Source organism: Streptomyces sp. NPDC004667 (assembly GCF_040609475.1).
Taxonomy (GTDB): domain Bacteria; phylum Actinomycetota; class Actinomycetes; order Streptomycetales; family Streptomycetaceae; genus Streptomyces.
Window position 1 is genome coordinate 50849 of sequence record NZ_JBEXKC010000037.1, and the last position, 26579, is coordinate 77427.

Consider the following 26579-nt stretch of genomic DNA (forward strand, 5'->3'; position numbering starts at 1 on the left):
GCCACATGGATCCGGCATACCTCCCGGGCGACGGAGGACTGGACGACCGCGTCCCGTTCCTGGCCCGCCTGGAGAACGAGGACGCCACGGCGTTACGGGCACTGGGACGCGAGCTGCACTTCGAGCCGCGCACCCCACTGATCCAGCAGGACGAACCGTCGACGCACGTCCTGCTCATCCTCACGGGCTGGACCAAGGTCACCGCCTCGGCCCCAACGGGATACCAGGCTCTGCTGGCGTTGCGCGGCCCCGGCGACATCGTCGGGGAATCGGCCGCCGTCACGGGCCGCCCGCGGTCGGCCACCGTCACGGCGCTGGAGCGGGTCCGGGCCGTGGCCATCGACCACCGTGGGTTCCGTGAGTTCCTGGTCCGCTGCCCCGCCGTCGCCTTCACCCTGATCGGGCTGACCGCCGACCGCACCCGCGCGGCCGACCGGCGCCAGCTGGCACACGCCTCGATGAGCGTGCGTGAACGTCTGGCGACGCTGCTGCTCGATCTCGTCCGTACGCACGGCCGGACCACGGCCGAAGGCGTGGAGATCACCGTGCCGCTGACCAAACAGGAGCTGGCCGGGGCCGTCGGAGCCTCGCGCGAGATGGTCCAACGGCAGCTCAAGGACTTCCGCGACCGGGGAGTCGTCGCCACAGGACGCCGCACGGTGGTGATCGTCCGACCGGACGTCCTGCGGCGGATCGGCCGCCTGGACGCCTGAACGGTCAGTGCACACCGTCACAGTCGCAGTGCGCCTTCTGCCCTCACGCCGTGCTCCGTCCCACCCTCAACCTGGTGCGGCACCGGAACCCGACCGTGAGAGGCAGACATGACGCACCCGCTCAACCGCACCCTGCTCCTGCTCGACATCGAGAAGTTCAGCGACCGCGACGACGTGGAACAGGCGTACTTGCGCCGCATGCTCTACGACGTCGTGGAACGCGTCCTGCAGTCGGCCGGCATCGACCAGACGCTCCACCTGCGCGCCGACCGGGGTGACGGGCTACTGGTGATGATCGACGCGAACGCCTCACTGCCCCTCCTGCTCCGCGTCCTGCTCACCGAGGCCCCGGCCCAGCTGAGGGAGGTCAACCGCATGGCTTCGAGTGCCGCCCAGATCAGGCTGCGCGCGGTGGTGGCCACCGGCTTCGTCAGCGTCGACGCCGTGGACGGCTGGGTCGGCTCCGACCTCAACCACGCGTGCCGCCTCCTGGACGCCGACGTCCTGCGGGCCTCGCTGCGCCAGGGGAGCTCGGACATCGCCCTGTGCGTGTCCGAATCCGTGCACGCGGGGATCGTGCGCCACGATCACACGGGCATCCCGGCCGACGCGTTCCGCCCGGTCACGGTGGAGAGCAAGAACGGTCCGCTGAAGGCCTGGCTCCACGGCCCGGTGCCCGCGGCGGCCGATGCCCCTCCGCCCTCGCGGGACGCCGCACCCGCACAGCAGCAGGGCCGGGCTCCGGCGGAGGGCGGCGGCGCGGTCGAGTTCCACGGCACGAACAGCGGGGTGGTCGCGGGCCGGATCGACGGACCGATGATCCAGGGCGGGGTGATCAACGGCGGCGTCACCTTCAACGGGGCCCCGGGTGACCGCCGATGACCACTCCCGCCCCGGCCGACCAGGCCGACCCCAAGGCGGACCCGGGCAAGCCGGCCGCGCCCGGAGACCCGGACGACACCGGTCAGGGCTCCGACGGGAAGAGCGCCCAGCCGGAGGAAGCCCCGCCGCAACGTGCCTGGGACACCCTGCGTGACATCGACCGGCACGCCCCGGCCTCGGCCCGGTTCACCGGGCGGAACAACGGCGTGGTCGCGGGTGAGATCAACGGCAACGTCACCAGGACCGAGCACCACTACTACGGCGCCTCCGGCCCCACCCGGACCTCCGGAGAGGTCCCGGCCGCGGAACTGGACCGGCTGGCCCTCACGTTCGTGTCCGACGGCACCCCCTTCGAGGAGCTCCTGGAGCGGCTCCGCGAAGAGCGGGTCCTGGTGCTGACCGGCGTCCCTTTCACCGGGCGCCGCACCGCCGCTCTGATGCTGCTGCGACGGGCGGGGGCGACCCCGGTCCACGCGATCGACCGTGAGACGCCCCCGAGCGCACTGCTCCAGCAGCTCACGAAGGGCGAGGCCCCCGGTCATGTGCTGTGCGACCTGATGACCTCGCGCGACGAGCCGCTCCGCGAGACGCACCTGCTGTCGCTCCGGGACCACCTCCTGAAGCACGGCGGCCACCTCGTGATCACCACGGGTCTGCGGCCGTGGATCGAGGACGACGTCCGCACCCGGATGTGGGAAGCGCCCCGTGCGGATGTCCTGCTGCGGTCCTGCCTGGAGCGCCGGACCGGCGAGGCCACGGCCCGCAGGCTGCTGGAGCTGGCCGAGGTCCAGGAGTTCCTGCCCCGTGCCCACCAGCCGCGCGAGGTGGTCGCGTACACCGCCGAGCTGATGCGCTTCGCCTCGGGAGAAATCGGCGAGGAAGCGCTCCGCGACACCTCGGCCGAGCTGCTGGACGAACAGGTGCGCGAGTGGTTCGAGGCGGACGAGGACACGCTCCACCTGCGGGAGAAGGCCTTCCTGATCGCTCTCGCCGCATTCGACGCCGGCCCCTACGCCCTCACCGCCGAACTCAGCGACCTGCTGTTCCAGGAACTCCAGGCGACCGCCAACTCCGATCTGCCCAAGGCCGTCCCCGTGTTCGGCACCCACATCGCCCATCGGCTGAGGACGGCTCGCGCACGGCCCTATCCCGCCCGGGAGATGACCGAGTGGGGTCCGGTGGAGCAGCTGACGGCCGAGTTCCTGGACAGCCGGACCGCCTTCGTCCTGCTGCGCGAGGTGTGGACGGGTCACCCTTCGGCCCGGCCCGCCCTGGTCGCCTGGCTCGGGGAGCTCATCGTCGACGGCCGGCCCTTCGTCCGTACCCGGGCCGCGGCGACCGTGGGGGCGCTCGCCTTCACCGACCTGCCCTCCGCGATGGCCCTCGTCATCGCGCCTTGGGCGGTGTCCCGCAATCCCCTGCAGCGGGTCGGCGCGGTCAGCTCACTGACCCTGGCGCACCGGGTGGGGGCTCCGAACATCCTGCGGATCGCCGACAGCTGGACGGCCGACAGCGATCCGAGGCTCTCCTGGGTGGGCATCCGCGTCCAGGGCCTGCTGGGGGCCGAACGCCCCCGGGAGGCGCTCGCCGCTCTTCGCGTGCAGGCGCGCAAGCAGTACGACCCCGAGAAGGCCGGGCCCCTGGAGAGCGAGCTCGCCCAGTCCGTCGAGCTGCTGCTGCTCTCCGACGAGGCCGAGGACGTCCTCTCCGAGGTGCTGCGGACGCTGGACGACCACCGTTCGGTGTTCCGGATCTCGGTCTCCGGGTTCCTGGGGGCCTGTCGGCACACCGAGGAACAGTCGGGCCTCCCGCTCGTCCTCCGGACGTACCGGCAGGCCCGCCTCGACGGCACACCCGCGGCCCACGGGATCCCCAGGCTGTGGAGGGTCGCTCTGGATGACCCCTCGTTCACCACGGAGGCACTGGACGTCCTGCGCGGCTGGGTCCTGGCCGCCGACCGGGACGAGGACACGTCCTGGGCCCTCGCGGACCTGCTGCCGAAGCTGGCCGACGGCACCACCGCCGCACACCGCATCGGGCACCTGCTGCACACGGTGCGCGGCGATGACGGCGGCCCGCGCCCGGCCGCGGCCGACGACCTCCTCACCGCCCTGCACCGGGCCTGACCCCAAGGAGTCCCCATGTCCCCGGCACACTTCGACTGGTTACAGGCCGCCGACCGGCACACCGAGCTGATCGACCCGGTCATCAGCGTCCGCCAGCTCCCCCGGTGGGACCTGCGCCGAAAGCACCACACCCACTTCGACCACTGTCTGGTCTACGCGACGCACCAGGGCGAGTACGTGGAGTTCCGCCCACCCGTGCGCCCCAGAGCAACCGCTCGTTTCAGCGCCGTGTACGAGGTGGACCTGGGCGTCCACCTGGTCCGCAGGGAGCTGACGCTGCCCAGTTCGAACGACGCCCTGGAGTTCCAGGCCGAAGCCGAATTCCGCTGGCGGGTGGAAGACCCCGTCGGGTTCGTCCGCAGCGGGCGGCGCGACGTGCCGCGACTCCTGCACAACGAACTCGAAGAGCGCGCACGGGGCCTCGTACGGCTCCACCCCGTCACCGACAGCGCCACCGCCGAAGCCAAGCTCCTGGCCGCCGCCGCCTACTGGCCCCGGCTGGGGGCCGAGGCGGGCCTGGACACGGCGTGGACCCTGCGCCTGCGCCGCAACCCGCAGGCCGTCGAGCACCAGGTCCGCCTGCAGGGGATCGCTCAGGAGGCCGAGGCGAAGATCCTCGATGCCGTGCTCGGGAAGGACGTGGACGCCGCGGCCGAGCAGCGCGGGGCCGCTCTCCTCCGGCTCCAGGCCGAGAAGGTCGGCCTGTACGAGGACTACCTGGAACAGGGTGGGACCCGGGCTTGGGCCTGGTACCTGAGCCGGCACCCCGAAGCGGGGCAGGAGGTCATGGCAAACCTGCGGGAGGACCAGCGGCAGCTGGTCGAGAAGCAGCTGGAACTGGTCACGAAGCTGTTCGACTCGGCGGAGGCCGAGACCCACGAGCTGGCAGAACCCCGCCGGCACGCCGTCCGCGCACTGACCGAGGTCCTCACCCAGCGGTTCCCGGGCGCTTCCACCGACACCGGTCACGCGGCGGCCGAGGGACCGCCCGCCAAGGACCTGCCACCCGGCTACGGACGGACACCCGTCGACCCGGCCAAGGGGTGACCGTGGACGAGGACTCCGCGGACCACGACGACCTCGACTACCGGCACGCTCCCGGCACCCGGGTCCACTACCGGGCCCGGAGCCGCGCCACCGATCTCGCGGCCGTCGGCCGCCTCGCCCTCCAGCTGCCCGGCGCCCTGTTCGGCCTGCTCCTCATCGCTCTGGTGGCCCGCGGGCTGCAGTCCGTCACCGGCATCCCCTACGGGGTGCCCGTGGGGCTGTGGCTGGCGGCCGGAGCGCTCGTCTTCCATCCGCCCACCGAAGCCCTGCTCGCCCGGTACCTGCTGCGGCTCGGACGCCCCCTGCCGCACGAGCTCGCCGTGCTGACACCCGTGTGGCGCGAGGTGACGGCCCGCGCCGGGGTGGACGGCAGCCGTTATCAGCTCTGGATCGAGGAGGGCGAGGAGCTGACGGCCTCGGGCGCCGGCGGCCACCTCGTCATCATCACCAGGCGGGCGCTGGAGACGCTGCCGACGTCGCAGCTGGCGGCGGTCCTCGCCCACGAGCTCGGACACCATACGGCGGGGCACGCCTGGGCCCAGTTGCTCGGCTGGTGGTACGCCCTGCCCGGCAGGCTCGCCCGATGGGCTCTGGTGGAGGCCGCCCGTTCGGGTCGGCGGGGGATCAAGAACATGCCGCCGTTCGCCGTCGTCCTGTCGGGCGCGCTCGTCGCCCTGGTCGGCTACCGGGCCCTGTTCCTCACCTTCGGCCTGCCCCTGCTCCTGCTGGCCCTGCCCTTCCTGATCGCGGCCGTCAGCCGGCGCACCGAACTGCGGGCGGACCGGAACGCCGCGGCGCTGGGCTTCGGCCCCCAGCTCGCCCGGGTCCTCGCGGCGGAAGCCGAGGAGGACGGGCCCGGCCTCCTGTCCCGTCTGCTCTCCTCCCACCCCGACCACCGCACCCGCCTCCACCACCTCCAGCGGCACCTCTGAGGCAGGCACCCCGGGAACGCCGCAGGGCGGCCACCCTCTCGGGTGACCGCCCTGCGGTTACTGCTCTGCTGCGACTCAGCCGTTGTACGGGCCGTAGTCGTAGTCCTCCAGCGGGACAGCCTGGCCGGAGCCGGTGCCGAAGGGCGAGTAGTCGATGTCGTCGTAGCCGACGGCCGAGTACATCGCGGCCTTGGCCTCTTCGGTGGGCTCGACCCGGATGTTGCGGTAGCGGGACAGACCCGTACCGGCCGGGATGAGCTTACCGATGATGACGTTCTCCTTGAGGCCGATGAGGCTGTCGGACTTGGCGTTGATCGCCGCATCCGTCAGGACTCGGGTCGTCTCCTGGAAGGAGGCGGCCGACAGCCAGGATTCCGTCGCCAGCGAGGCCTTGGTGATACCCATCAGCTGCGGACGGCCGGAGGCGGGGTGACCGCCCTCGGTGACCACGCGACGGTTCTCGGTCTCGAACTTCGAGCGCTCGACGAGCTCGCCCGGCAGGAGCTCCGCGTCGCCGGACTCGATGATCGTCACGCGGCGCAGCATCTGCCGGATGATGATCTCGATGTGCTTGTCGTGGATCGACACGCCCTGCGAGTTGTAGACCTTCTGGACTTCGCCGACCAGGTGGACCTGGACGGCACGCTGGCCGAGGATGCGCAGCACGTCGTGCGGGTTGGTGGCACCCATGGTGAGCTTCTGGCCCACCTCGACGTGGTCGCCCTCGTGCACGATGACCTTGGCGCGCTTGGAGATCGGGAACGCCGTCTCCTCGCTGCCGTCGTCGGGCGTGATGACGATCTTCTTCGTCTTCTCGGTCTCCTCGATCCGCACGCGGCCGGCGGCCTCGGAGATCGGGGCGACACCCTTCGGGGTACGGGCCTCGAAGAGCTCGACGACACGCGGCAGACCCTGCGTGATGTCGTCACCGGCCACACCACCGGTGTGGAAGGTACGCATCGTCAGCTGGGTACCGGGCTCACCGATGGACTGGGCGGCGATGATGCCGACCGCCTCACCGATGTCGACCAGCTTGCCGGTGGCCAGCGAGCGGCCGTAGCAGAAGGCACAGGTGCCGACCGCGGACTCGCAGGTCAGGACCGAGCGGGTCTTGACCTCCTCGACGCCGTTCGCGATGAGGGCGTCGATGAGCACGTCGCCGAGGTCCACGTTCGCCGGCGCGATGACCTTGCCGTCGATGACGACGTCCTCGGCCAGCATGCGGGCGTACACGGAGGTCTCGACGTCGTCCGCCTTGCGGAGGACACCCGCCTCGTCCTTGACACCGATCTTGAGCTTGAGGCCGCGCTCGGTGCCGCAGTCCTCCTCGCGGATGATGACGTCCTGCGAGACGTCCACCAGACGACGGGTGAGGTAACCCGAGTCGGCGGTACGCAGGGCGGTGTCCGCCAGACCCTTACGGGCACCGTGCGTGGAGATGAAGTACTCCAGAACGGTGAGGCCCTCACGGAAGGACGCCTTGATCGGACGCGGGATGGTCTCGTTCTTCGCGTTCGACACCAGACCACGCATACCGGCGATCTGTCGCATCTGCATCATGTTTCCTCGGGCACCCGAGTCAACCATCATGAAGATGGGGTTCGTCTTGGGGAAGTTCGCGTTCATCGCCTCGGCGACCTCGTTGGTCGCCTGCGTCCAGATCTGGATGAGCTCCTGAGTGCGCTCTTCCTTGGTGATCAGACCGCGCTCGTACTGCTTCTGGACCTTCTCGTCCTTGGCCTCGTAGCCCGCGACGATTTCCTTCTTCGCCTCGGGAACGACGACGTCGGAGATGGCCACGGTGACGCCCGAACGGGTCGCCCAGTGGAAGCCGGCCGCCTTCAGGTTGTCGAGCGTCGCCGCCACGATGACCTTGGGGTAGCGCTCCGCCAGGTCGTTGACGATCTCGGAGAGCTGCTTCTTGCCCACCGAGTAGTCGACGAACGGGTAGTCCTCGGGCAGCAGCTCGTTGAAGAGCGCGCGACCCAGGGTCGTCTTCAGACGGAAGCTGTCGCCCGGCTGGAACTCCTGCTCGCCCTCTTCGGCGACCGGCGCGACCCAGCCGCGCGGCGGGATGGTGCCCACCGGGAAGCGGATGTCGACGGCCGACTGCAGCGCGAGCTCGCCGGCGTCGAACGCCATGATCGCCTCGGCGGTGGAGCCGAACGCACGGCCCTCGCCCTTGACGTCACGGAGCTCACCGTCGGTGGTCAGGAAGAACAGACCCAGGACCATGTCCTGCGTCGGCATCGTGACCGGACGGCCGTCGGCCGGCTTGAGGATGTTGTTCGAGGACAGCATCAGGATGCGGGCCTCGGCCTGCGCCTCCGCGGAGAGCGGCAGGTGCACGGCCATCTGGTCACCGTCGAAGTCCGCGTTGAACGCGGTGCAGACGAGCGGGTGGATCTGGATGGCCTTGCCTTCGACCAGCTGGGGCTCGAAGGCCTGGATGCCGAGGCGGTGCAGCGTGGGCGCACGGTTCAGGAGGACCGGGTGCTCGGCGATGACCTCTTCGAGGACGTCGTAGACGACCGTGCGGCCGCGCTCGACCATCCGCTTGGCGCTCTTGATGTTCTGCGCGTGGTTCAGGTCGACCAGGCGCTTCATCACGAACGGCTTGAAGAGCTCCAGCGCCATGGCCTTGGGCAGACCACACTGGTGCAGCTTCAGCTGCGGACCGACGACGATCACGGAACGCGCGGAGTAGTCCACGCGCTTGCCGAGGAGGTTCTGACGGAATCGACCCTGCTTGCCCTTGAGCATGTCGCTCAGGGACTTCAGCGGACGGTTGCCGGGGCCCGTGACCGGGCGACCACGACGGCCGTTGTCGAAGAGGGCGTCGACCGCCTCCTGGAGCATGCGCTTCTCGTTGTTCACGATGATCTCGGGGGCACCGAGGTCGAGAAGGCGCTTCAGGCGGTTGTTGCGGTTGATCACGCGGCGGTACAGGTCGTTCAGGTCGGAGGTCGCGAAGCGGCCACCGTCCAGCTGCACCATCGGACGCAGGTCCGGCGGGATGACCGGGACGCAGTCCAGAACCATGCCCTTGGGGCTGTTGCTGGTCTGCAGGAACGCGGAGACGACCTTGAGGCGCTTGAGCGCACGGGTCTTCTTCTGGCCCTTGCCGGTACGGATGATCTCGCGGAGGCGCTCGGCCTCCTCCTCCAGGTCGAAGGACTCCAGGCGCTTCTGCAGCGCCGCGGCACCCATCGAACCGTCGAAGTACGTACCGAAGCGGTCGCGCAGCTCGCGGTAGAGCAGCTCGTCGCCCTCGAGGTCCTGGACCTTGAGGTTCTTGAAGCGGTTCCACACCTCGTCGAGGCGGTCGATCTCGCGCTGGGCGCGGTCACGGAGCTGCTTCATCTCGCGCTCGGCACCCTCGCGCACCTTGCGGCGCACGTCGGCCTTCGCACCCTCGGCCTCGAGCTCGGCCAGGTCGGTCTCGAGCTTCTTGGCACGGCCTTCGAGGTCCGCGTCACGGCGGTTCTCGATCTGCTGGCGCTCGACGGAGACGTGGGCCTCCAGCGACGGCAGGTCGCGCTGACGGCGCTCGTCGTCGACGAACGTGATCATGTACGCGGCGAAGTAGATGACCTTCTCGAGGTCCTTCGGCGCGAGGTCCAGCAGGTAGCCAAGGCGCGACGGGACGCCCTTGAAGTACCAGATGTGGGTGACGGGAGCGGCAAGCTCGATGTGGCCCATCCGCTCACGGCGCACCTTGGCGCGCGTGACCTCGACGCCACAGCGCTCACAGATGATGCCCTTGAAGCGGACACGCTTGTACTTGCCGCAGTAGCACTCCCAGTCCCGGGTAGGACCGAAGATCTTCTCGCAGAAGAGTCCGTCCTTCTCGGGCTTGAGGGTGCGGTAGTTGATGGTCTCCGGCTTCTTGACCTCGCCGTGCGACCAGGTTCGGATGTCGTCCGCGGTGGCAAGGCCGATCCGCAGCTCGTCGAAGAAGTTGACGTCGAGCACTGTGCGTCAATCCCTCTTTCGGGGTCGAGTCTCAATCATGGTCTGAACGGTCCCGGGGATGACGGGGGGCTCTTGAGCGAGCCCCCCGTCAGGCCCGTCAGACCTCTTCGACGCTGCTCGGCTCTCGCCGGGACAGGTCGATACCGAGCTCCTCCGCCGCGCGGAAGACGTCCTCGTCGGTGTCGCGCATCTCGATGGACATGCCGTCCGAGGACAGCACCTCCACGTTGAGGCAGAGCGACTGCATTTCCTTGATGAGCACCTTGAAGGACTCGGGAATGCCCGGCTCGGGGATGTTCTCGCCCTTGACGATGGCCTCGTAGACCTTCACGCGGCCGGTGACGTCATCGGACTTGATGGTCAGCAGCTCCTGGAGGGCGTAAGCGGCGCCATAAGCCTCGAGCGCCCACACCTCCATCTCACCGAAGCGCTGGCCACCGAACTGCGCCTTACCACCCAGCGGCTGCTGCGTGATCATCGAGTAGGGACCGGTCGAACGCGCGTGGAGCTTGTCGTCGACCAGGTGGTGCAGCTTGAGGATGTACATGTACCCGATCGAGATCGGGTCCGGGAACGGCTCACCGGAGCGGCCGTCGAACAGGCGCGCCTTACCGGACGGGAGGACCAGGCGGTCACCGTCGCGGTTCGGGATGGTGTGCTCGAACAGGCCGGCGAGCTCGTCCTCGCGGGCACCGTCGAACACCGGGGTGGCGACGTTGGTACCGGGCTCGACACGGTCGGCGCCGATGACCTTCAGACGCTCGGCCCAGTCCTCCGCGAGGCCGGAGACGTCCCAGCCGCGGCTGGCGAGCCAGCCGAGGTGAATCTCCAGGACCTGTCCCGGGTTCATTCGGGACGGGACACCCAGCGGGTTCAGGATGATGTCGACCGGGGTGCCGTCCTCGAGGAAGGGCATGTCCTCGATCGGAAGGATCTTGGAGATGACACCCTTGTTGCCGTGGCGGCCGGCGAGCTTGTCACCGTCGGTGATCTTGCGCTTCTGGGCGACGTAGACGCGGACCAGCTGGTTCACGCCCGGGGGAAGCTCGTCGCCCTCCTCGCGGTCGAAGACGCGGACACCGATGACCTTGCCGATCTCACCGTGAGGGACCTTGAGCGAGGTGTCACGCACCTCGCGGGCCTTCTCACCGAAGATCGCGCGGAGCAGGCGCTCCTCCGGGGTCAGCTCGGTCTCACCCTTGGGCGTGACCTTGCCGACCAGGATGTCGCCGGCGACGACGTCCGCACCGATGCGGATGATGCCGCGCTCGTCGAGGTCGGCGAGGACCTCCTCGGAGACGTTCGGGATGTCCCGGGTGATCTCCTCGGGGCCCAGCTTGGTGTCACGGGCGTCGACCTCGTGCTCCTCGATGTGGATCGAGGAGAGGACGTCGTCCTGCACGAGGCGCTGCGACAGGATGATCGCGTCCTCGTAGTTGTGACCTTCCCAGGGCATGAACGCGACGAGCAGGTTCTTGCCGAGGGCCATTTCGCCCTCTTCGGTCGCGGGACCGTCGGCGAGGACCTGGGCCTCGATGATGCGGTCACCCTCGTTGACGATGACCTTCTGGTTGACCGAGGTGCCCTGGTTCGAGCGGGAGAACTTGGCGACGCGGTACGTGGTGTACGTGCCGTCGTCGTTGGCGACGGTGACGTAGTCGGCCGAGACCTCCTGGACGACACCGTCCTTCTCCGCCTTGATCGAGTCACCGGCGTCGACCGCACAGCGGTACTCCATGCCGGTGCCGACGAGCGGGGCCTCCGCCTTGATGAGCGGAACGGCCTGGCGCATCATGTTCGCGCCCATGAGGGCACGGTTGGCGTCGTCGTGCTCCAGGAAGGGGATCATCGCGGTCGCGACGGACACCATCTGGCGCGGGGAGACGTCCATGTAGTCGACGTCGTCGCCGGCGATGTAGTCGATCTCGCCGCCACGACGGCGGACCAGCACGCGGTTCTCGGTGAAGCGCATCTCGTCGTTCAGGCCGGCGTTGGCCTGGGCGATCACGAAGCGGTCTTCCTCGTCCGCGGTCAGGTAGTCGACGTCGTCGGTGACGACGCCCTCGACGACCTTGCGGTACGGGGTCTCCACGAAACCGAACGCGTTGACGCGGCCGTAGGAGGCGAGCGAGCCGATCAGACCGATGTTCGGGCCTTCGGGGGTCTCGATCGGGCACATGCGGCCGTAGTGCGACGGGTGAACGTCACGGACCTCGAAGCCGGCCCGCTCACGGGACAGACCACCGGGACCCAGCGCCGAGAGACGACGCTTGTGCGTCAGACCCGACAGCGGGTTGTTCTGGTCCATGAACTGCGACAGCTGGCTGGTGCCGAAGAACTCCTTGATGGAGGCGACGACCGGCCGGATGTTGATCAGGGTCTGCGGCGTGATCGCCTCGACGTCCTGCGTGGTCATGCGCTCGCGCACGACGCGCTCCATACGAGCCAGACCCGTGCGGACCTGGTTCTGGATGAGCTCGCCGACGTTGCGCAGACGACGGTTGCCGAAGTGGTCGATGTCGTCGGTCTCGACGACGATCGAACGGCCCGACTCACCGATGGTCTCGGTCTCGCCCGCGTGGAGCTTCACGAGGTACTTGATCGTCGCGATGATGTCGTCGGTGGTGAGCACACCGGCGTCCAGCGGCTCGTCGGCGCCGAGCTTCTTGTTCACCTTGTAGCGGCCGACCTTCGCGAGGTCGTAGCGCTTCGGGTTGAAGTAGAGGTTCTCGAGCAGCGTCTGAGCGGCCTCGCGGGTCGGCGGTTCGCCCGGACGCAGCTTGCGGTAGATGTCGAGCAGCGCGTCGTCCTGGCCCTGGGTGTGGTCCTTCTCCAGGGTGGCGCGCATGGACTCGTACTCGCCGAACTCTTCGAGGATCTGCTCGGTGGTCCAGCCGAGAGCCTTGAGGAGGACGGTGACGGACTGCTTGCGCTTGCGGTCGATGCGGACGCCGACCATGTCGCGCTTGTCGACCTCCATCTCCAGCCAGGCACCCCGGGACGGGATGATCTTGGCGGAGAAGATGTCCTTGTCGGACGTCTTGTCGATGGAGGAGTCGAAGTAGACACCCGGGGAACGGACGAGCTGCGACACGACGACGCGCTCGGTGCCGTTGATGACGAAGGTGCCCTTGTTGGTCATGAGCGGGAAGTCGCCCATGAAGACCGTCTGAGACTTGATCTCACCGGTCTCGTTGTTCGTGAACTCGGCCGTGACGAAGAGCGGCGCCGCGTACGTGAAGTCGCGCTCCTTGCACTCGTCGACAGAGTTCTTCGCCGGCTCGAAACGGTGGTCGCGGAAGGTCAGCGACATCGACCCGGAGAAGTCCTCGATCGGCGAGATCTCCTCGAAGATCTCTTCCAGACCGGACTTGGTGGGGACGTCCTGTCCACTCTCGAGCGCCGACTCGACGCGGGACTTCCAGGCGGCGTTGCCGAGCAGCCAGTCAAAGCTCTCGGTCTGCAGCGCCAGGAGGTTCGGAACCTCGAGGGGCTCCTTGATCTTTGCAAAGGAGATGCGCAGCGGGGCGGTGCTGGCACCGTTGTTCGTATTGGTCGAGGCGTTGCGCGAGGCGGCCAAGAGGGGGTCCTTCCGAGGGCTCGGACTCACTACGCGCGTACCGGTCCCAGCCGACACAGAAGACAGAACCTCCCCAGCTGGCCAAAAGACCAGGTCAGGGCGTATCAATCAGGTGTGCTCAAGCGTGGGCATGACCCTGGCGACGGGCAGGGGTCAGCTAACAGGCAGCGCAAAGGGTCAGTGTAGCCACTCGGCTCACTGATGTCCAGACCAGGTTTCCGGAAACCGGCAACAGGCCTTCCCCAACTCGTTCAAACCAACACCAACGCTGCGACCCTCGTACACAGAGCGCGTATCAGTACTGCCCTCTTCGTAGTCGATCCATGCCTCGAATCCGGGATCGACCCGGCCGAGCTGGCGACGGCTCTGAGAATTGCGCGCCGCTGGCCGTTCGTCAAGGCCCCGTGCTCCGAGCGGATCATCCGCGGACCCCGCACCGGGGCAACGATGATCACCCTACTCCCCAACGAGACCAGGGCAAGTCAGGCACTCGGGGTACGCCAAAGGGCGACCACCCTTACGGGTGATCGCCCTTTGGAGGGGCCTCAGAGGGCCCCAGAGGTGTTACTTGACCTCGACGCCAGCGCCAGCGGCCTTGAGGGCCTCGGCGGCCTTGTCAGCGGCCTCCTTGTTGACCTTCTCGAGGACCGGCTTCGGGGTGCCGTCGACGAGGTCCTTGGCCTCCTTCAGACCCAGGGAGGTCAGCTCGCGCACGACCTTGATGACCTGGATCTTCTTGTCGCCCGCACCGGTGAGGATGACGTCGAACTCGTCCTTCTCCTCCTCGGCCTCGGCGGCGGGGCCGACACCGGCCGGACCGGCAACGGCGACGGCCGCGGCGGCGGTGACGTCGAACTTCTCCTCGAAGGCCTTCACGAACTCGGAGAGCTCGATGAGGGTCATCTCCTCGAACTGGGCGAGGAGGTCGTCCTGAGAGAGCTTCGCCATGATGGGCGATCCTTCCACTAATTCGGCAGGTGCCGGATGTATTGAGAGGCGGGCGTAACGGCCCGCTACGACCCACGCACTAGGCGGCGTAGATCAGTGCGCGAGCCGAATTACTCGGCACCGCCCTGCTCGGCGAGCTTGACGCGAAGCGCTTCCGCGGTGCGGACGAACTTCGACGGCAGCGCCTGGAAGAGCGAGGCAGCCTGGGACTGCTTGCCCTTGAACGCGCCGGCCAGCTTGCTGAGCAGAACCTCGCGGGACTCGAGGTCCGCGAGCTTCTTGATCTCATCGGCGGTCAGCGCCTTACCGTCAAGGACACCGCCCTTGATGATGAGGTTCGGGTTCTCCTTGGCGAAGTCACGAAGACCCTTCGCCGACTCCACCGGGTCACCGGTGATGAAGGCGGCGCCCGTCGGACCGGTGAACTGGTCGTCGAGCGAGGTGATCCCGGCGTTGTTGGCCGCAATCTTGGTCAGCGTGTTCTTCACCACGGCGTACTGGGCGTTCTCACCGAGCGAACGACGCAGCGTCTTGAGCTGCGCAACGGTGAGACCCCGGTACTCGGTCAGCACAACGGCGTTCGAGCTGCGGAACTGGTCCTCAAGCTCGGCTACCGCAGCAGCCTTGTCGGGCCTTGCCATAGAGCGTCGGCCTCCTTCCGGGTGATGAGGACCGCTCAGAAGGGGCTGGACAAACAAAACGCCCCGGCGCATGGCGCACGGGGCACGGCTCAACCGAAAATGAAATTCCGGGAACTTTCCTCGAACACCTGCGCAGGACGTCCGCTCGCAGCGAATCCTTCGGCCACCGTCCTCTTTCGAGCACGGCAACGACCAGCGGTCTTTGGCTTCTCCGGAAGCGTACGCGAAGGCGCCCGGACGAGGCAAATCGCCTCCGGAGCCGCCCCTCAGGAGCCGCCCTTCAGCACCGCGTCGAAGTCGGCGACCTGGTCGGCCGGCGGGGCCACGACCGGCGTGAGGACGCGCACCGGGTGGTCGTCCTTGGCGCCGGTGAGGACGGCCCGGTAGTGACGGGTCCCGGCGAGGCCGTTGTCCCCCGTGTCCGGGACGAGCTTGGGCTGCCCCAGGAGCAGGGCGAGGTACTCCGCCGGGTCCTCGTTCATCCGGGGGGGCGGGCGCACCCCCCGCGGCGAGGTCCAGCTTCATCCAGGGCTTACCGTCGACCGGGGTCTTGAGATCTCGGCCATGGCGAACTTCGCCGCGGCCGTCTTGCGCCAGGACGCCTTCACGGCCTCCACGGGGGACGCTGCCGCTGCCCCGGGGGCCGTGGGGCCCCCGCCCGTGGCGCTCCTGCCCGCACGGGCCCCCGTGCCGCCGTCACAGGCCGTAAGCAGGGCCGCGCCCGCGAGCGCGGCCGCAGCCCGCTTCCGTGCCGTCCGCCTCACGCGCCCTCCCCGGGCTTGGTGAGCATCCCGAACAGGTCGAGGGTCTCGTCCTCAGGCGGGGCCTGCGCGGTGGCCGCGGCGCCGTACTCCGCGTAGGAGGCGTCCACCTGGAACTGCAGGTGGGCGAGATCGGTCCCGCCGGGCGTCTGCGCGGTGGTCTTCGTGCGGACCGGCAGCCCGGTCCGGTCCACCCAGACCTCCAGGCTGTAACCCTGGATCCCGGCCGCGCCCATCGCCGTGACGAGCTTGCCGTGGTCGGAGGGGGTCAGCACCGGGTTGGCGTCCCGGCGCAGCTCGTCGACGGTGAGCGTGCCCGCGTAGTGCTCGGTGTCCGTCCCCTCCACCGTCTCGGCGCCCACGTGCTTCAGGTTCGGCGAGCTGATCATCAGGGCCAGCAGCGTGGCCGGGTCCTGGCCCTGCTGCGGGGCGTCGCCCAGCCCGCCCAGCCTGCTCAGCGCACCGGTGGTCCCGCCGGGCTCCTTGAGGTCGAGCTTGACCCACCGCTTGCCGCCGGAGGCCAGGGGCGAGTCGGCGGGCAGCTGTACGTAGCTGATCCCGTTCAGGCCGATCACGCGCATGGTCCCGGAGCCGAGTCCGGGCGCCGAGGCGCCCGTCACCGTGAGGTCCACGACGTTCGGGTTCCAGCCCTGGACGCCCGTGGTCTCGATCGGGTCCCCGGGCGCGCCGGTTGCCTTCGGTACCCGCACCGCCATGCGGACCTTCGCGGACTTGGCGGCCGAGGTCTTCTCGTACGCCGACACGAGCGCGTCGACGGCGGCCTCGTCGGCGGTCCGCCGGACCGGGCTCCGGTCGGCGGACGGCGAAGGAGCCGCGGCCTTGCCCGTACCGCCCTTGTCGCCGCCCTCGCAGGCCGTCGCCCCGGCCAGCAGCAGTACGCCGGCCAGCGCGGCCCCCGCGGCCCTCTTCCGGTACGTGAGCATGGAGTCCCCCACCCCTGGTGTGCTTGTTCGATCAAGGCCCGACCTTACTGGGGGGTAAAAGAAAACGGGCCCTTCACCCCCGGAAGGGGGCGAAGGGCCCGTTCAACCACGCGGTGGTCCGATCAGGCAGAGGCCGGATCAGACAGCGGCCGGGTCTTCCTCGACGAGGAGGTTCCGGGTGCGGTTGGAGTCCAGCTGGATGCCGGGGCCCATCGTGGTGCTGATGGCGGCCTTCTTGATGTAGCGGCCCTTGGCGGCGGACGGCTTCAGACGGATGATCTCGTCCAGGGCCGCCGCGTAGTTCTCGACCAGCTGCTCATCGGAGAAGGAGACCTTGCCGATGATGAAGTGCAGGTTCGAGTGCTTGTCGACGCGGAACTCGATCTTGCCACCCTTGATCTCGGTGACGGCCTTGGCGACGTCCATCGTGACGGTGCCGGTCTTCGGGTTCGGCATGAGGCCACGGGGACCGAGCACGCGGCCGAGGCGGCCGACCTTGCCCATGAGGTCCGGGGTGGCCACAACGGCGTCGAACTCGTTGAGGCGGTTGCCCTTAGCGATCTCGTTGATCAGCTCGTCGTCGCCGACAATGTCGGCGCCGGCGGCCACCGCGGCCGCAGCACGGTCACCGGTCGCGAAGACCAGGACCCGGGCGGTCTTGCCGGTGCCGTGCGGGAGGTTCACGGTGCCGCGGACCATCTGGTCGGCCTTGCGCGGGTCGACACCCAGACGGAAGGCGATCTCGACGGTGCTGTCGAACTTGGTCGCGGAGGTCTCCTTGGCGAGACGGACGGCCTCGAGCGGGGCGTAGAGCTTTTCCCGGTCGACCTTGGCGTCCGCAGCGCGGAGAGTCTTGCTGCGCTTCACTTCTGCTCCTGTGTTGTGACTTCAGGCGTGGAGTCGTGGTGCGGACCAGCGCTTGGTCCTACCACTGTCGTGCTGGGGTGGCTGAATCAGCCTTCGACCGTGATGCCCATCGAACGCGCGGTGCCGGCGATGATCTTCTCGGCGGCGTCGATGTCGTTGGCGTTCAGGTCGGGCATCTTGATCGTGGCGATCTCGCGGACCTGGTCACGCGTCAGCTTGGCGACCTTGGTCTTGTGCGGCTCGCCAGAGCCCTTCTCCACGCCCGCGCTCTTCAGGATGAGGCGCGCGGCCGGCGGAGTCTTGGTGATGAAGGTGAAGGAACGGTCCTCGTAGACCGTGATCTCCACCGGCACGACCATGCCACGCTGCGACTCGGTCGCGGCGTTGTAGGCCTTGCAGAACTCCATGATGTTGACGCCGTGCTGACCGAGCGCGGGGCCGACCGGCGGAGCCGGGTTGGCCGCACCGGCCTTGATCTGGAGCTTGATAAGCCCCGTGATCTTCTTCTTCTTGGGAGGCATTGCTCTCTCCGGGTCCTAGTGAGAGTTTTCAGCCGCCAACCGGTCATCCGGATGGAGGCATACCGCACCACGATAGCGGGTATAGGCGCGGGGCTAAAAACCGAGCAGGTCAGACCGCCCTTCGCGGGCTGGTCTGACCTGTTTCGGAAGCGTCGCTCAGAAGATCTGGATCAGTTCTTCTGGATCTGGTCGAAGCTGAGCTCGACCGGGGTCTCGCGGCCGAAGATCTCCACGAGGCCCTTGACCTTCTTCGAGTCCGGGTTGATCTCGTTGATCGTCGCCTGCAGCGTGGCGAACGGGCCGTCGGTGACGGTGACCGAGTCGCCGACCTCGAAGTCCAGGACCTCGATGGTGCGCTTGACGGCGGGGGCCGGCAGACCGGCCTCCTCGGCGGCCTGCTTGGCGGCCTTCTCCTGCGCCTCGGGGGCGAGCATCTTGACGATCTCGTCGAGGGTCAGCGGGTACGGGTCGTAGGCGTTGCCCACGAAGCCGGTGACGCCCGGGGTGTTGCGGACGACGCCCCAGGACTCGTTCGTCAGATCCATGCGGACGAGAACGTAACCGGGCAGCTTGTTCTGCCGGACGTTCTTGCGCTCGCCGTTCTTGATCTGGACGATCTCTTCCTCGGGCACCTCGGCCTGGTAGATGAACTCCTCGACGTTCAGCGAGACGGCACGCTGTTCGAGGTTCGCCTTCACGCGCTTCTCGTAGCCCGCGTAGGTGTGGATCACGTACCACTCGCCGGGGAGCAGGCGCAGCTCGTCACGGAGGGCCTGGATGGGGTCGACCGGCTCGGCGGGCTCGACCTCGGCGGCCTCTTCGGCCTCCTCGTCGGCCTCGGCGGAGACGTCGTCCTCGTCCTCGTCCTCGACGTCGGCGGCCTCTTCGACGTCGGCGGCCTCTTCGGCGTCGGCGTCGTCATCGACCTCGGCGTCGACCTCGTCCTCGACGTGCAGGGCGGCTTCCTCGGCGGCGATGCCGGCCTCGGCGTCGGCGAGCTCGGCCTCGTCGGGGTCCACAGCGTCTGCCGCCTCGACGATGTCGAGCTCGTCCTCGACGGACTCGACGGAGTCGTGGCTCACGTTCAGGTTCGGGTCAGACACGGTGGCTGCTTCTTCCTGGATACAAAAGGTGGTGGAACATGCGAAAACGGGCGGCACCCATCAAGGCGCCGCCCTCCGCGGGGATCAGCCGAAGACGAACTTGATGGCTTCCTGGAACCCATAGTCAATCACGGTCACCAGACCGATCATGATGACGACGAAGACAATCACCACGGTGGTGTACGTCGAGAGCTGGTTACGGGTGGGCCATACGACCTTGCGGAGTTCCGCGACGATCTGGCGGTAGAAAAGCGCGAGACGGCCGAGAGGGCCCTTCTTGCCGCGCTTGCCGCCCTTTCGGGCCTTCTTCTCGCGGGTGTCGTCCTCGGCGTCAGGCATGTCGATGGAGCCCAGGGCGTCCGTCACGTCTCTCACCTGAATCCGGGTCGTGGCCGTAGCCGCGCCCGGTTGCGCCGCACGGCGTTGCATCGAAGTACGTACCTGCGCACACGTCCGAGAGGAGTGTGAAGCAGGGCCGGAGGGACTCGAACCCCCAACCGCTGGTTTTGGAGACCAGTGCTCTACCAATTGAGCTACGACCCTTTGCGCCCCCCAACCTACCGCATCCGAGCGAGTGCACGGAGTGCTCACGCTCTGGGGCGGCTGTTGAGGACCAACGACAGGTGAGTGTACGTGTTCTGGGCCCTGACGTCGAACAGAAGACATCCGGACCTGCTCCGTCCGGTGTTTGAAACGGTGTGCGGCGGCTCGGAGCCGTCTGGGACGATTGGCCGCATGACCTCTGCAACGCCTTCCTCCGAGCGCCGGGTGTCCGCCCGTATCGGCGCCATTTCCGAGTCCGCCACCCTCGCCGTCGACGCCAAGGCCAAGGCCCTCAAGGCCGCCGGGCGCCCGGTGATCGGCTTCGGTGCGGGCGAGCCCGACTTCCCGACCCCGGACTACATCGTCGAGGCCGCGGTCGAGGCCTGCCGCAACCCGAAGTACCACCGCTACACGCCGGCCGGCGGTCTGCCCGAGCTGAAGGCCGCGATCGCCGCCAAGACGCTGCGCGACTCGGGCTACGAGGTGGACGCCTCCCAGGTCCTGGTGACCAACGGCGGCAAGCAGGCCATCTACGAGGCCTTCGCGGCCGTCCTCGACCCGGGCGACGAGGTCATCGTCCCGGCCCCGTACTGGACCACCTACCCGGAGTCGATCCGCCTCGCGGGCGGCGTCCCGGTCGAGATCGTCGCCGACGAGACCACCGGCTACCGGGTCTCCGTCGAGCAGCTGGAGGCCGCGCGCACCGAGCGCACCAAGGTCGTCCTGTTCGTCTCCCCGTCCAACCCGACGGGCGCGGTGTACTCCGAGGCCGACGCGAAGGCGATCGGCGAGTGGGCCGCCGAGCACGGCCTGTGGGTGCTCACGGACGAGATCTACGAGCACCTGGTCTACGGCGACGCGAAGTTCACCTCGCTGCCGGTCCTGGTCCCGGCGCTGCGCGACAAGTGCATCGTCGTCAACGGCGTCGCCAAGACGTACGCGATGACGGGCTGGCGCGTGGGCTGGGTCATCGCCCCGCAGGACGTCATCAAGGCGGCGACCAACCTCCAGTCGCACGCCACCTCCAACGTCTCCAACGTGGCCCAGGTCGCCGCGCTGGCCGCCGTCTCGGGCGACCTGGACGCGGTCGCGGAGATGCGCAAGGCCTTCGACCGCCGCCGCCAGACGATGGTGAAGATGCTGAACGAGATCGACGGCGTCTTCTGCCCGACCCCGGAGGGCGCGTTCTACGCGTACCCGTCGGTCAAGGAGCTCATCGGCAAGGAGATCCGCGGCAAGCGCCCGCAGAGCTCCGTCGAGCTCGCCGCGCTGATCCTGGACGAGGTCGAGGTCGCGGTCGTCCCGGGCGAGGCCTTCGGCACCCCGGGCTACCTGCGCCTGTCCTACGCCCTGGGCGACGAGGACCTGGTCGAGGGCGTCTCCCGCATCCAGAAGCTCCTGGCGGAGGCCAAGGCCTAGGCCTCCGGCGGTTCCGCGCGTACGGAGCGGCGTCACCCCCCGGGGTGACGCCGCTCCGGCGTGCGGGGGCCGCTCCGCGCAGCGGCCTCCCACACCCCGGCCAGCATCGGATTCATGTTCGGGCAATGTCCCGTTCAGGTAATCCGCTGCCAATCGGGTGAGCGATGCGGCAGGATCACCAGATGGAGCACGTACGCGATCTCACGCTTCTGCCGAAGGCCCACCTGCACCTGCACTTCACCGGCTCGATGCGCCCGTCGACCCTGCTGGAGCTGGCCGACAAGTACGGCGTCCGCCTTCCGGACGCCCTGACCGCCGGAGAACCGCCCAAGCTCCGCGCCACGGACGAGCGCGGCTGGTTCCGCTTCCAGCGCCTCTACGACGCCGCCCGCTCATGCCTGCGCGAGCCCGACGACATCCGCCGCCTGGTCCGCGAGGCCGCCGAGGAGGACGTCCGGGACGGCAGCGGCTGGCTGGAGATCCAGGTGGATCCCACCTCCTACGCCCCGCTGCTCGGCGGCATGATCCCGGCCGTGGAGATCATCCTCGACGCCGTCGACGCGGCCTCTCGCGAGACGGGCCTGGGCATGCGGGTCCTCATCGCCGCCAACCGCATGAAGCACCCCCTGGACGCCCGCACCCTCGCCCGCCTCGCCGTCCGCTACGCCGACCGCGGCATCGTCGGCTTCGGGCTCTCCAACGACGAACGCCGCGGCATGGCGCGGGACTTCGACCGCGCCTTCGCCATCGCCCGCGAGGGCGGTCTGCTCGCGGCCCCGCACGGCGGCGAGCTCACCGGGCCCTCCTCCGTCCGCGACTGCCTCGACGACCTGCACGCGGCCCGCATCGGGCACGGCGTACGGGCCGCCGAGGACCCCCGGCTGCTGAAGCGGCTCGCCGACCGGCAGATCACCTGCGAGGTCTGCCCGGCCTCCAACGTGGCGCTAGGCGTCTACGAGCGGCCCGAGGACGTGCCGCTGCGCACCCTCTTCGAGGCCGGGGTGCCCATGGCGCTGGGGGCGGACGACCCGCTGCTGTTCGGGTCCCGGCTGGCGGCCCAGTACGAGATCGCCCGCCGCCACCACGCCTTCACGGACGCGGAGCTCGCCGAGCTGGCGCGGCAGTCGGTGCGCGGTTCGGCCGCGCCCGACGAGGTGAAGGCAAAGCTGCTGGACGGGATCGACCACTGGCTCAACGGGTGAGCCGCAGGTCCCCCTCGTAGCAGTCGGCCCGTACCCGGTGGCCGTCCTCGAAGACGATCTCCAGGTGGGTGCGGCCCTGCTCGGGGACGGCGAACTCGGCGACCGACGCGACGGTCTGGCCGAGGTGGCGCAGGAAGGGGTGGTCGCCGAGGTCCTCGCCGACCTCGATCCGGCCCCACTCCCCCATGTCGTAGGGCTCGTGGGGCGTGGCGGACTCGACGATCAGGCACCGGTCCGAGCCGGTGGTGATCCGCGTGGACCCGCCGTCGCTGTCGATCAGCCAGACGTCGAGCGGCGCCTCGGAGCGCTCGCCCTCGCAGATGTGCCAGGAGGCGACGACCCGGCTGATCTCGCGGCCCACCAGGCGGGTGGGGTCCGTACCGGCCCCGTGCAGGGGGCAGTGCATGTCAGAGGTGGACGCCGACCGTCACCGGCTCGTTGACGAGGGTGACGCCGAACGCCGCGTGGACTCCGGCGACGACCTCGCGGGCCAGGGTGAGGAGGTCTTCGGTGGTGGCCTCGCCGCGGTTGGTGAGGGCGAGGGTGTGCTTGGTGGAGATGCGGGCGGGGCCGGTGCCGTAGCCCTTGGTGAATCCGGCCTTGTCGATCAGCCAGGCCGCGCTGGTCTTCGTACGGCCCTCGCCGGCCGGGTAGGCGGGCGGGGCGGTGTCGGGGCCGAGGCGGTCCTGGACGCGGGCGAGGAAGGCGGCGTAGGCCTCGTCGGTCAGGATCGGGTTGTGGAAGAAGGAGCCCGCGGACCAGGTGTCGTGGTCGGCGGGGTCGAGGACCATGCCCTTGCCGGCGCGCAGGCGCAGGACGGTCTCGCGGGCGAGCGCGGCCGGGACCCGGTCGCCGGCCTCGACGCCGAGGGCGCGGGCCGTCTCGGGGTACTTGACCGGGGCGGAGAGGCCGCCGGCGTCCTCCAGGGCGAAGCGGACGCGCAGGACGACGTAGCGGTCGGGCTGGTCCTTGAAGGTGCTGTTGCGGTAGCGGAAGGCGCACTCGGCGGCGGAGAGGGTGACGGTCGCGTCGGTGGTGCGGTCGTAGGCGACGACCTCGGTGATGGTGTCGCAGACTTCCTGGCCGTACGCCCCGACGTTCTGGATCGGGGTGGCTCCAGCGGAGCCGGGGATGCCGGCGAGGCATTCGATGCCCGCGAGGCCCGCTTCGACGGTGCGGGCGACGGCGTCGCTCCAGTTCTCGCCGGCGGCGAGTTCCAGGGTGGTGCCGTCGAGGGTGAAGCCCGCGGTCGCGATGCGCAGGGCGGTTCCGGCGAAGCCCCGGTCGCCGATGACCAGGTTGCTGCCGCCTCCGATGATCAGGAGGGGGGTGCCGCTCGCGTCGGCGGCGCGTACGGCGTCGACCACCTCGGCGTCGGTGGTCGCGGTGACCAGCCTGGCCGCCGGGCCGCCGAGGCGGAAGGTGGTCAGCGGGGCGAGGGGGGCTTCGTGGAGTTCCTGCACGTGGACAAGAGTACGGTCCGTCCCCCTCGCATCCCGGCGGGGCACTCAGTAGCCCTGCTTGCTCTCCGCCAGACGGCGCTCGGCCTCGGCCCAGCCGATGGGCAGCTCCGAGGCGGGCGCGGTCCAGTAGGTGAAGGCGGACTCCTTCATGAAGGCCGCGGCCGCGCGCGAGCTGGAACGGTGGGGCTCGCTGCGGGCGAAGCGGTGGAGGGCGTCCCGGTCCTCCCAGGCGGAGAGGGTCAGGAAGGTGCGGCGGGTCACCCGGGCGCGGAGGGCGACGCCGTGGGCGCCGGGGGCCTTGCGGATCTGGCGGATGATGCCGGGGGCCTTGAGGAAGAACCTGAGCGCCCCGATGAGGGTCTCGGTCTCGAAGCGGGAGGCCATGACGTAGACCTCGGCGTCGGGGGCGGGCTCGTGGGGCGTGGACCAGGGCACGTCGGGCATGGCTGCTGTTCCTTCGTTCTCGTCCGGGGCTTCCGGGGCTTCTGGGGCTTCTGGGGCTTCTGGGGCTTCAGCGGGTGGTGGGGACCTTGTCCGCGAATACGGCCGCGGTGGGGGTGGACCGGGCGGACTCGGCGGACTGGGCGGACTGGGCCGACCGGCTGGTGGAGCGGCGGGGCAGGAGCAGGGCCAGGGCGGCGGCCAGGGCTACCGCGGCGGCGCCGATCCACAGGGCGGGGACGGTCCCGTCGGTGAAGGCCTGCGGGGTCTCGTAGCCGCCCCGGGTGGAGAAGACCGAGGCCAGGACGGCCACGCCGAGGGCTCCGCCGACCTCGCGGAGGGCGTTGTTGGTGCCCGAGGCCTTGCCCTGGTCGGCGGGGGTGACGGTGGACATCAGCACGTTGTTGGCCGGGGCGAAGTACAGGGACATGCCGATCCCGCTGAGGATCAGGGCGGGGAGCTGGGCGGCGTAGGAGACGTCCGGGGCCAGGACCACCGCGAACCAGCCGAGGCCGAGCGCCTGGAGGGCCAGCCCGGCGACGACTACGGGGCGGCCGCCGATCCGGTCGGACACGATGCCCGCGATCGGGGCGACGATCATCCCCATGCCGGTCCAGGGCAGCATGCGCAGACCGGCCTCGGTGGGCGAATAGCCGGCGACGCCCTGGAGGAACTGGCTGAGCAGGAAGATCGACCCGAACATGCCGAGGTACATCAGCAGGCTGGCGAGGTTGATCCCGAAGAAGCCCCTGCTGCGGAAGAGGCGCATGGGGAGCATGGGGTTCGCGCTGTTGAAGCCGTGGTGAACGAAGGCCCCGATGAGGACGCTGCCCGCGATCAGGCCGGTGAGGACGGGGGCGCTGGTCCAGCCGTGGGCGTTGGCGTTGACCAGTCCGTAGACGACCCCGAAGAGCCCGCCGCTGATCAGGAGGGTGCCGGGAACGTCGAGGCGGGAGTTGGGGGCGGTGGACTCGGCGAGGCGCAGGCGGGCGAGCGGGATCAGGGCGAGGCCGATGGGCACGTTGAGCCAGAAGATCCACTGCCAGGAGATGTGCTCGGTGAGGCTGCCCCCGATCAGCGGACCACTGGCGACGGCCAGACCGCTGACGGCCCCGTAGATGCCGAGCGCCATGCCGCGCCGGGCGGCCGGGACGGCGGCGGTGAGCAGGGTGAGGGACAGCGGCATCATGACGGCGGCCCCGACGCCCTGGACTGCGCGGGCGGCGATCAGCTGGCCTATCCCGGGCGAGAGGGCGGCCGCGGCGGAGGCGGTCGTGAACACGGCGAGTCCGGCGATGAAGAGCCTGCGGCGCCCGAAGCGGTCCCCGAGGGCGGAGCCGAACATGAGCAGGACGGCGAAGGTGAGCGTGTAGGCGTTCACCGTCCACTCCAGGTCCTCCAGCTTTCCGCCGAGGTCGGCGCGGATGGCGGGGAGGGCGGTGGTGACGACGAGGTTGTCGAGCGCGGCCATGAAGCTGGCGGCCCCCGTGAGGACGAGGGCCCACACCGCGGGCCTGCTGAGCCGGTCTTGCTGGTTCACGATTCCCCCTGAAGGTTGTTAGTTATTGCTGACTAACTTTGAAGGACAGAAGGCGGCCCGGGTACGGGGCCGGCGGGAGGGGTGGGGCGGGCTGGGCTGGGCTTATGGGGGGCGGGTGGCTACTCGACGCTCCCGCGGGCGGGCTTCCCGTCGGCAGCGTCGGCGCCGTCGACCCCCTCGGCCCCGTCCGGGGGCTGGAGCCCTTCCCAGATGCGGTGCCCGGGCGGGAAGCCCATGGCGGTGAGGGTGTTGATGAGCATCCCGTAGGCCATGAAGGTGGTGGTCTCCTTGACGTCGCCACCGATCGGCGCCGCCACGGTGTCCCACAGCTTCTGCCAGCCCTCCCGCACGAGCTCACCGAGCTCGCGGTCGCCGGCGGCCTCCGCGGCGGAGACGGTGACGTACATCTGGAGCTGCATCTGGAGCACGTGCGGGTCTTCGGCGATCAGCCGCATGTACGCGTCCGCCATCGCGCTCCGGGCCTCTTCACCCTCCAGCCCCTCGGCCGCCCGGGCGAAAACGTCCCGGGTGGTCTCCAGGCACCGCGCGGACGCCGCGAGGAACATGGCCTGCTTGTTCGGGAAGAGCCGGAAGAGGTAGGGCTGCGAAACCCCGACCTGCTTGGCGATCGCCTCGGTGGAGGTCCCGTAGTACCCCCCACGAGCGAACTCCTTGGCCGCCGCCCGAATGACGCTCTCGCGCCGCTCTTCCGCACTCATCCTTGCCATGCCTCAAAGTTAGTGCTCACTCACTAACTAAGTCAAGGGGTGGGGTGGGGACGGGCAGGCGGGGTCGGGGGGTGGCGGGACTCGACCTGGCCCGAATCAGGGAAGGGCTGGGGGTTTCCCGTCAGTCTCACTGTCCTTCCGTGTCGGGCCGGGCTGTCAAGGGCGCTCCCTGCGGTCGCGTCGCTTCGCGATGGCCTTCGGCC

22 protein-coding genes and 1 tRNA gene are annotated in these 26579 nt (G+C 69.3%); 7 read left to right on the forward strand and 16 right to left on the reverse strand.

Going from position 1 to position 26579, the window contains the following annotated elements:
• Nucleotides 1-5 precede the first annotated feature (5 nt).
• From ABZW32_RS21415 to ABZW32_RS21435, 5 genes are all read left to right on the forward strand, one after another.
• Nucleotides 6-713: a Crp/Fnr family transcriptional regulator gene (locus ABZW32_RS21415; protein WP_356218052.1), complete on the forward strand. Its 708-nt coding sequence runs from the start codon at nucleotides 6-8 to the stop codon at nucleotides 711-713.
• A 108-nt stretch (nucleotides 714-821) separates the two neighbouring features.
• Complete coding sequence (locus ABZW32_RS21420; protein WP_356218054.1) at nucleotides 822-1595, forward strand: hypothetical protein; 774 nt, start codon at nucleotides 822-824, stop codon at nucleotides 1593-1595.
• On the forward strand, nucleotides 1592-3721 hold the full coding sequence (locus ABZW32_RS21425) for a hypothetical protein (protein WP_356218056.1): 2130 nt from the start codon (nucleotides 1592-1594) through the stop codon (nucleotides 3719-3721). The genes ABZW32_RS21420 and ABZW32_RS21425 overlap by 4 nt, the downstream gene beginning before the upstream one ends.
• A gap of 15 nt (nucleotides 3722-3736) precedes the next feature.
• Entirely contained in the window at nucleotides 3737-4768 is a 1032-nt protein-coding gene (locus tag ABZW32_RS21430; protein WP_356218058.1) for a hypothetical protein, read from the forward strand.
• 2 nt (nucleotides 4769-4770) lie between these two features.
• The gene (locus ABZW32_RS21435) at nucleotides 4771-5700 is read left to right on the forward strand and encodes a M48 family metalloprotease (RefSeq protein WP_356218060.1); all 930 of its coding nucleotides are present in this window, start codon (nucleotides 4771-4773) and stop codon (nucleotides 5698-5700) included.
• Nucleotides 5701-5775: 75 nt separating this feature from the next.
• On the opposite strand, the gene ABZW32_RS21440 is transcribed toward ABZW32_RS21435, so the two are convergent.
• From ABZW32_RS21440 to ABZW32_RS21490, 11 genes are all read right to left on the reverse strand, one after another.
• On the reverse strand, nucleotides 5776-9675 hold the full coding sequence (locus ABZW32_RS21440) for a DNA-directed RNA polymerase subunit beta' (RefSeq protein WP_356218062.1): 3900 nt from the start codon (nucleotides 9673-9675) through the stop codon (nucleotides 5776-5778).
• 97 nt (nucleotides 9676-9772) lie between these two features.
• Nucleotides 9773-13255 carry a DNA-directed RNA polymerase subunit beta gene (gene rpoB, locus ABZW32_RS21445; RefSeq protein ID WP_356218064.1) on the reverse strand — a complete coding sequence of 1161 codons (3483 nt, stop codon included), beginning with the start codon at nucleotides 13253-13255 and terminating at the stop codon, nucleotides 9773-9775.
• 564 nt (nucleotides 13256-13819) lie between these two features.
• On the reverse strand, nucleotides 13820-14203 hold the full coding sequence (rplL, locus tag ABZW32_RS21450; RefSeq protein ID WP_266574554.1) for a 50S ribosomal protein L7/L12: 384 nt from the start codon (nucleotides 14201-14203) through the stop codon (nucleotides 13820-13822).
• Between the two features lie 110 nt (nucleotides 14204-14313).
• On the reverse strand, nucleotides 14314-14844 hold the full coding sequence (rplJ, locus tag ABZW32_RS21455) for a 50S ribosomal protein L10 (protein WP_266574556.1): 531 nt from the start codon (nucleotides 14842-14844) through the stop codon (nucleotides 14314-14316).
• Nucleotides 14845-15110: 266 nt separating this feature from the next.
• Nucleotides 15111-15326 carry a hypothetical protein gene (locus ABZW32_RS21460; protein ID WP_356218066.1) on the reverse strand — a complete coding sequence of 72 codons (216 nt, stop codon included), beginning with the start codon at nucleotides 15324-15326 and terminating at the stop codon, nucleotides 15111-15113.
• 278 nt (nucleotides 15327-15604) lie between these two features.
• Nucleotides 15605-16549, reverse strand: coding sequence for a hypothetical protein (locus ABZW32_RS21465; protein WP_356218068.1), 945 nt, complete (start codon nucleotides 16547-16549; stop codon nucleotides 15605-15607).
• Nucleotides 16550-16687: 138 nt separating this feature from the next.
• A complete protein-coding gene (gene rplA / locus ABZW32_RS21470; RefSeq protein ID WP_356218069.1) occupies nucleotides 16688-17416 on the reverse strand; it encodes a 50S ribosomal protein L1 in 729 nt (242 codons plus the stop codon).
• Nucleotides 17417-17502: 86 nt separating this feature from the next.
• Nucleotides 17503-17937, reverse strand: a complete 435-nt coding sequence (gene rplK / locus ABZW32_RS21475; protein WP_030230579.1) for a 50S ribosomal protein L11 — start codon at nucleotides 17935-17937, stop codon at nucleotides 17503-17505.
• Nucleotides 17938-18107: 170 nt separating this feature from the next.
• The gene (gene nusG / locus ABZW32_RS21480) at nucleotides 18108-19040 is read right to left on the reverse strand and encodes a transcription termination/antitermination protein NusG (protein ID WP_356218071.1); all 933 of its coding nucleotides are present in this window, start codon (nucleotides 19038-19040) and stop codon (nucleotides 18108-18110) included.
• An 84-nt stretch (nucleotides 19041-19124) separates the two neighbouring features.
• Complete coding sequence (gene secE / locus ABZW32_RS21485; RefSeq protein WP_030230573.1) at nucleotides 19125-19406, reverse strand: preprotein translocase subunit SecE; 282 nt, start codon at nucleotides 19404-19406, stop codon at nucleotides 19125-19127.
• A gap of 104 nt (nucleotides 19407-19510) precedes the next feature.
• Nucleotides 19511-19583: transfer RNA gene (locus tag ABZW32_RS21490), tRNA-Trp, on the reverse strand.
• A gap of 192 nt (nucleotides 19584-19775) precedes the next feature.
• Between ABZW32_RS21490 and ABZW32_RS21495 the strand changes: the two genes are divergently transcribed.
• Both ABZW32_RS21495 and ABZW32_RS21500 read left to right on the forward strand, forming a co-directional pair.
• On the forward strand, nucleotides 19776-21002 hold the full coding sequence (locus tag ABZW32_RS21495; RefSeq protein WP_356218074.1) for a pyridoxal phosphate-dependent aminotransferase: 1227 nt from the start codon (nucleotides 19776-19778) through the stop codon (nucleotides 21000-21002).
• A gap of 182 nt (nucleotides 21003-21184) precedes the next feature.
• Complete coding sequence (locus ABZW32_RS21500) at nucleotides 21185-22204, forward strand: adenosine deaminase (RefSeq protein WP_356218075.1); 1020 nt, start codon at nucleotides 21185-21187, stop codon at nucleotides 22202-22204.
• Here ABZW32_RS21500 and ABZW32_RS21505 read toward each other — a convergent pair.
• The 5 genes from ABZW32_RS21505 to ABZW32_RS21525 form a co-directional block, all read right to left on the reverse strand.
• Nucleotides 22194-22610 (reverse strand): hypothetical protein, encoded by a 417-nt coding sequence (locus ABZW32_RS21505; RefSeq protein ID WP_356218077.1) that lies wholly within the window; start codon nucleotides 22608-22610, stop codon nucleotides 22194-22196. The two genes, ABZW32_RS21500 and ABZW32_RS21505, sit on opposite strands and share 11 nt — an antisense overlap.
• Before the next feature lies 1 nt (nucleotide 22611).
• On the reverse strand, nucleotides 22612-23712 hold the full coding sequence (locus ABZW32_RS21510; protein ID WP_356218079.1) for a UDP-N-acetylmuramate dehydrogenase: 1101 nt from the start codon (nucleotides 23710-23712) through the stop codon (nucleotides 22612-22614).
• Complete coding sequence (locus ABZW32_RS21515; RefSeq protein ID WP_356218081.1) at nucleotides 23713-24111, reverse strand: DUF3291 domain-containing protein; 399 nt, start codon at nucleotides 24109-24111, stop codon at nucleotides 23713-23715.
• Nucleotides 24112-24178: 67 nt separating this feature from the next.
• Nucleotides 24179-25648, reverse strand: coding sequence for a DHA2 family efflux MFS transporter permease subunit (locus ABZW32_RS21520; RefSeq protein WP_356218083.1), 1470 nt, complete (start codon nucleotides 25646-25648; stop codon nucleotides 24179-24181).
• A gap of 119 nt (nucleotides 25649-25767) precedes the next feature.
• Entirely contained in the window at nucleotides 25768-26376 is a 609-nt protein-coding gene (locus ABZW32_RS21525; protein ID WP_356218084.1) for a helix-turn-helix domain-containing protein, read from the reverse strand.
• Nucleotides 26377-26579: the final 203 nt, after the last annotated feature.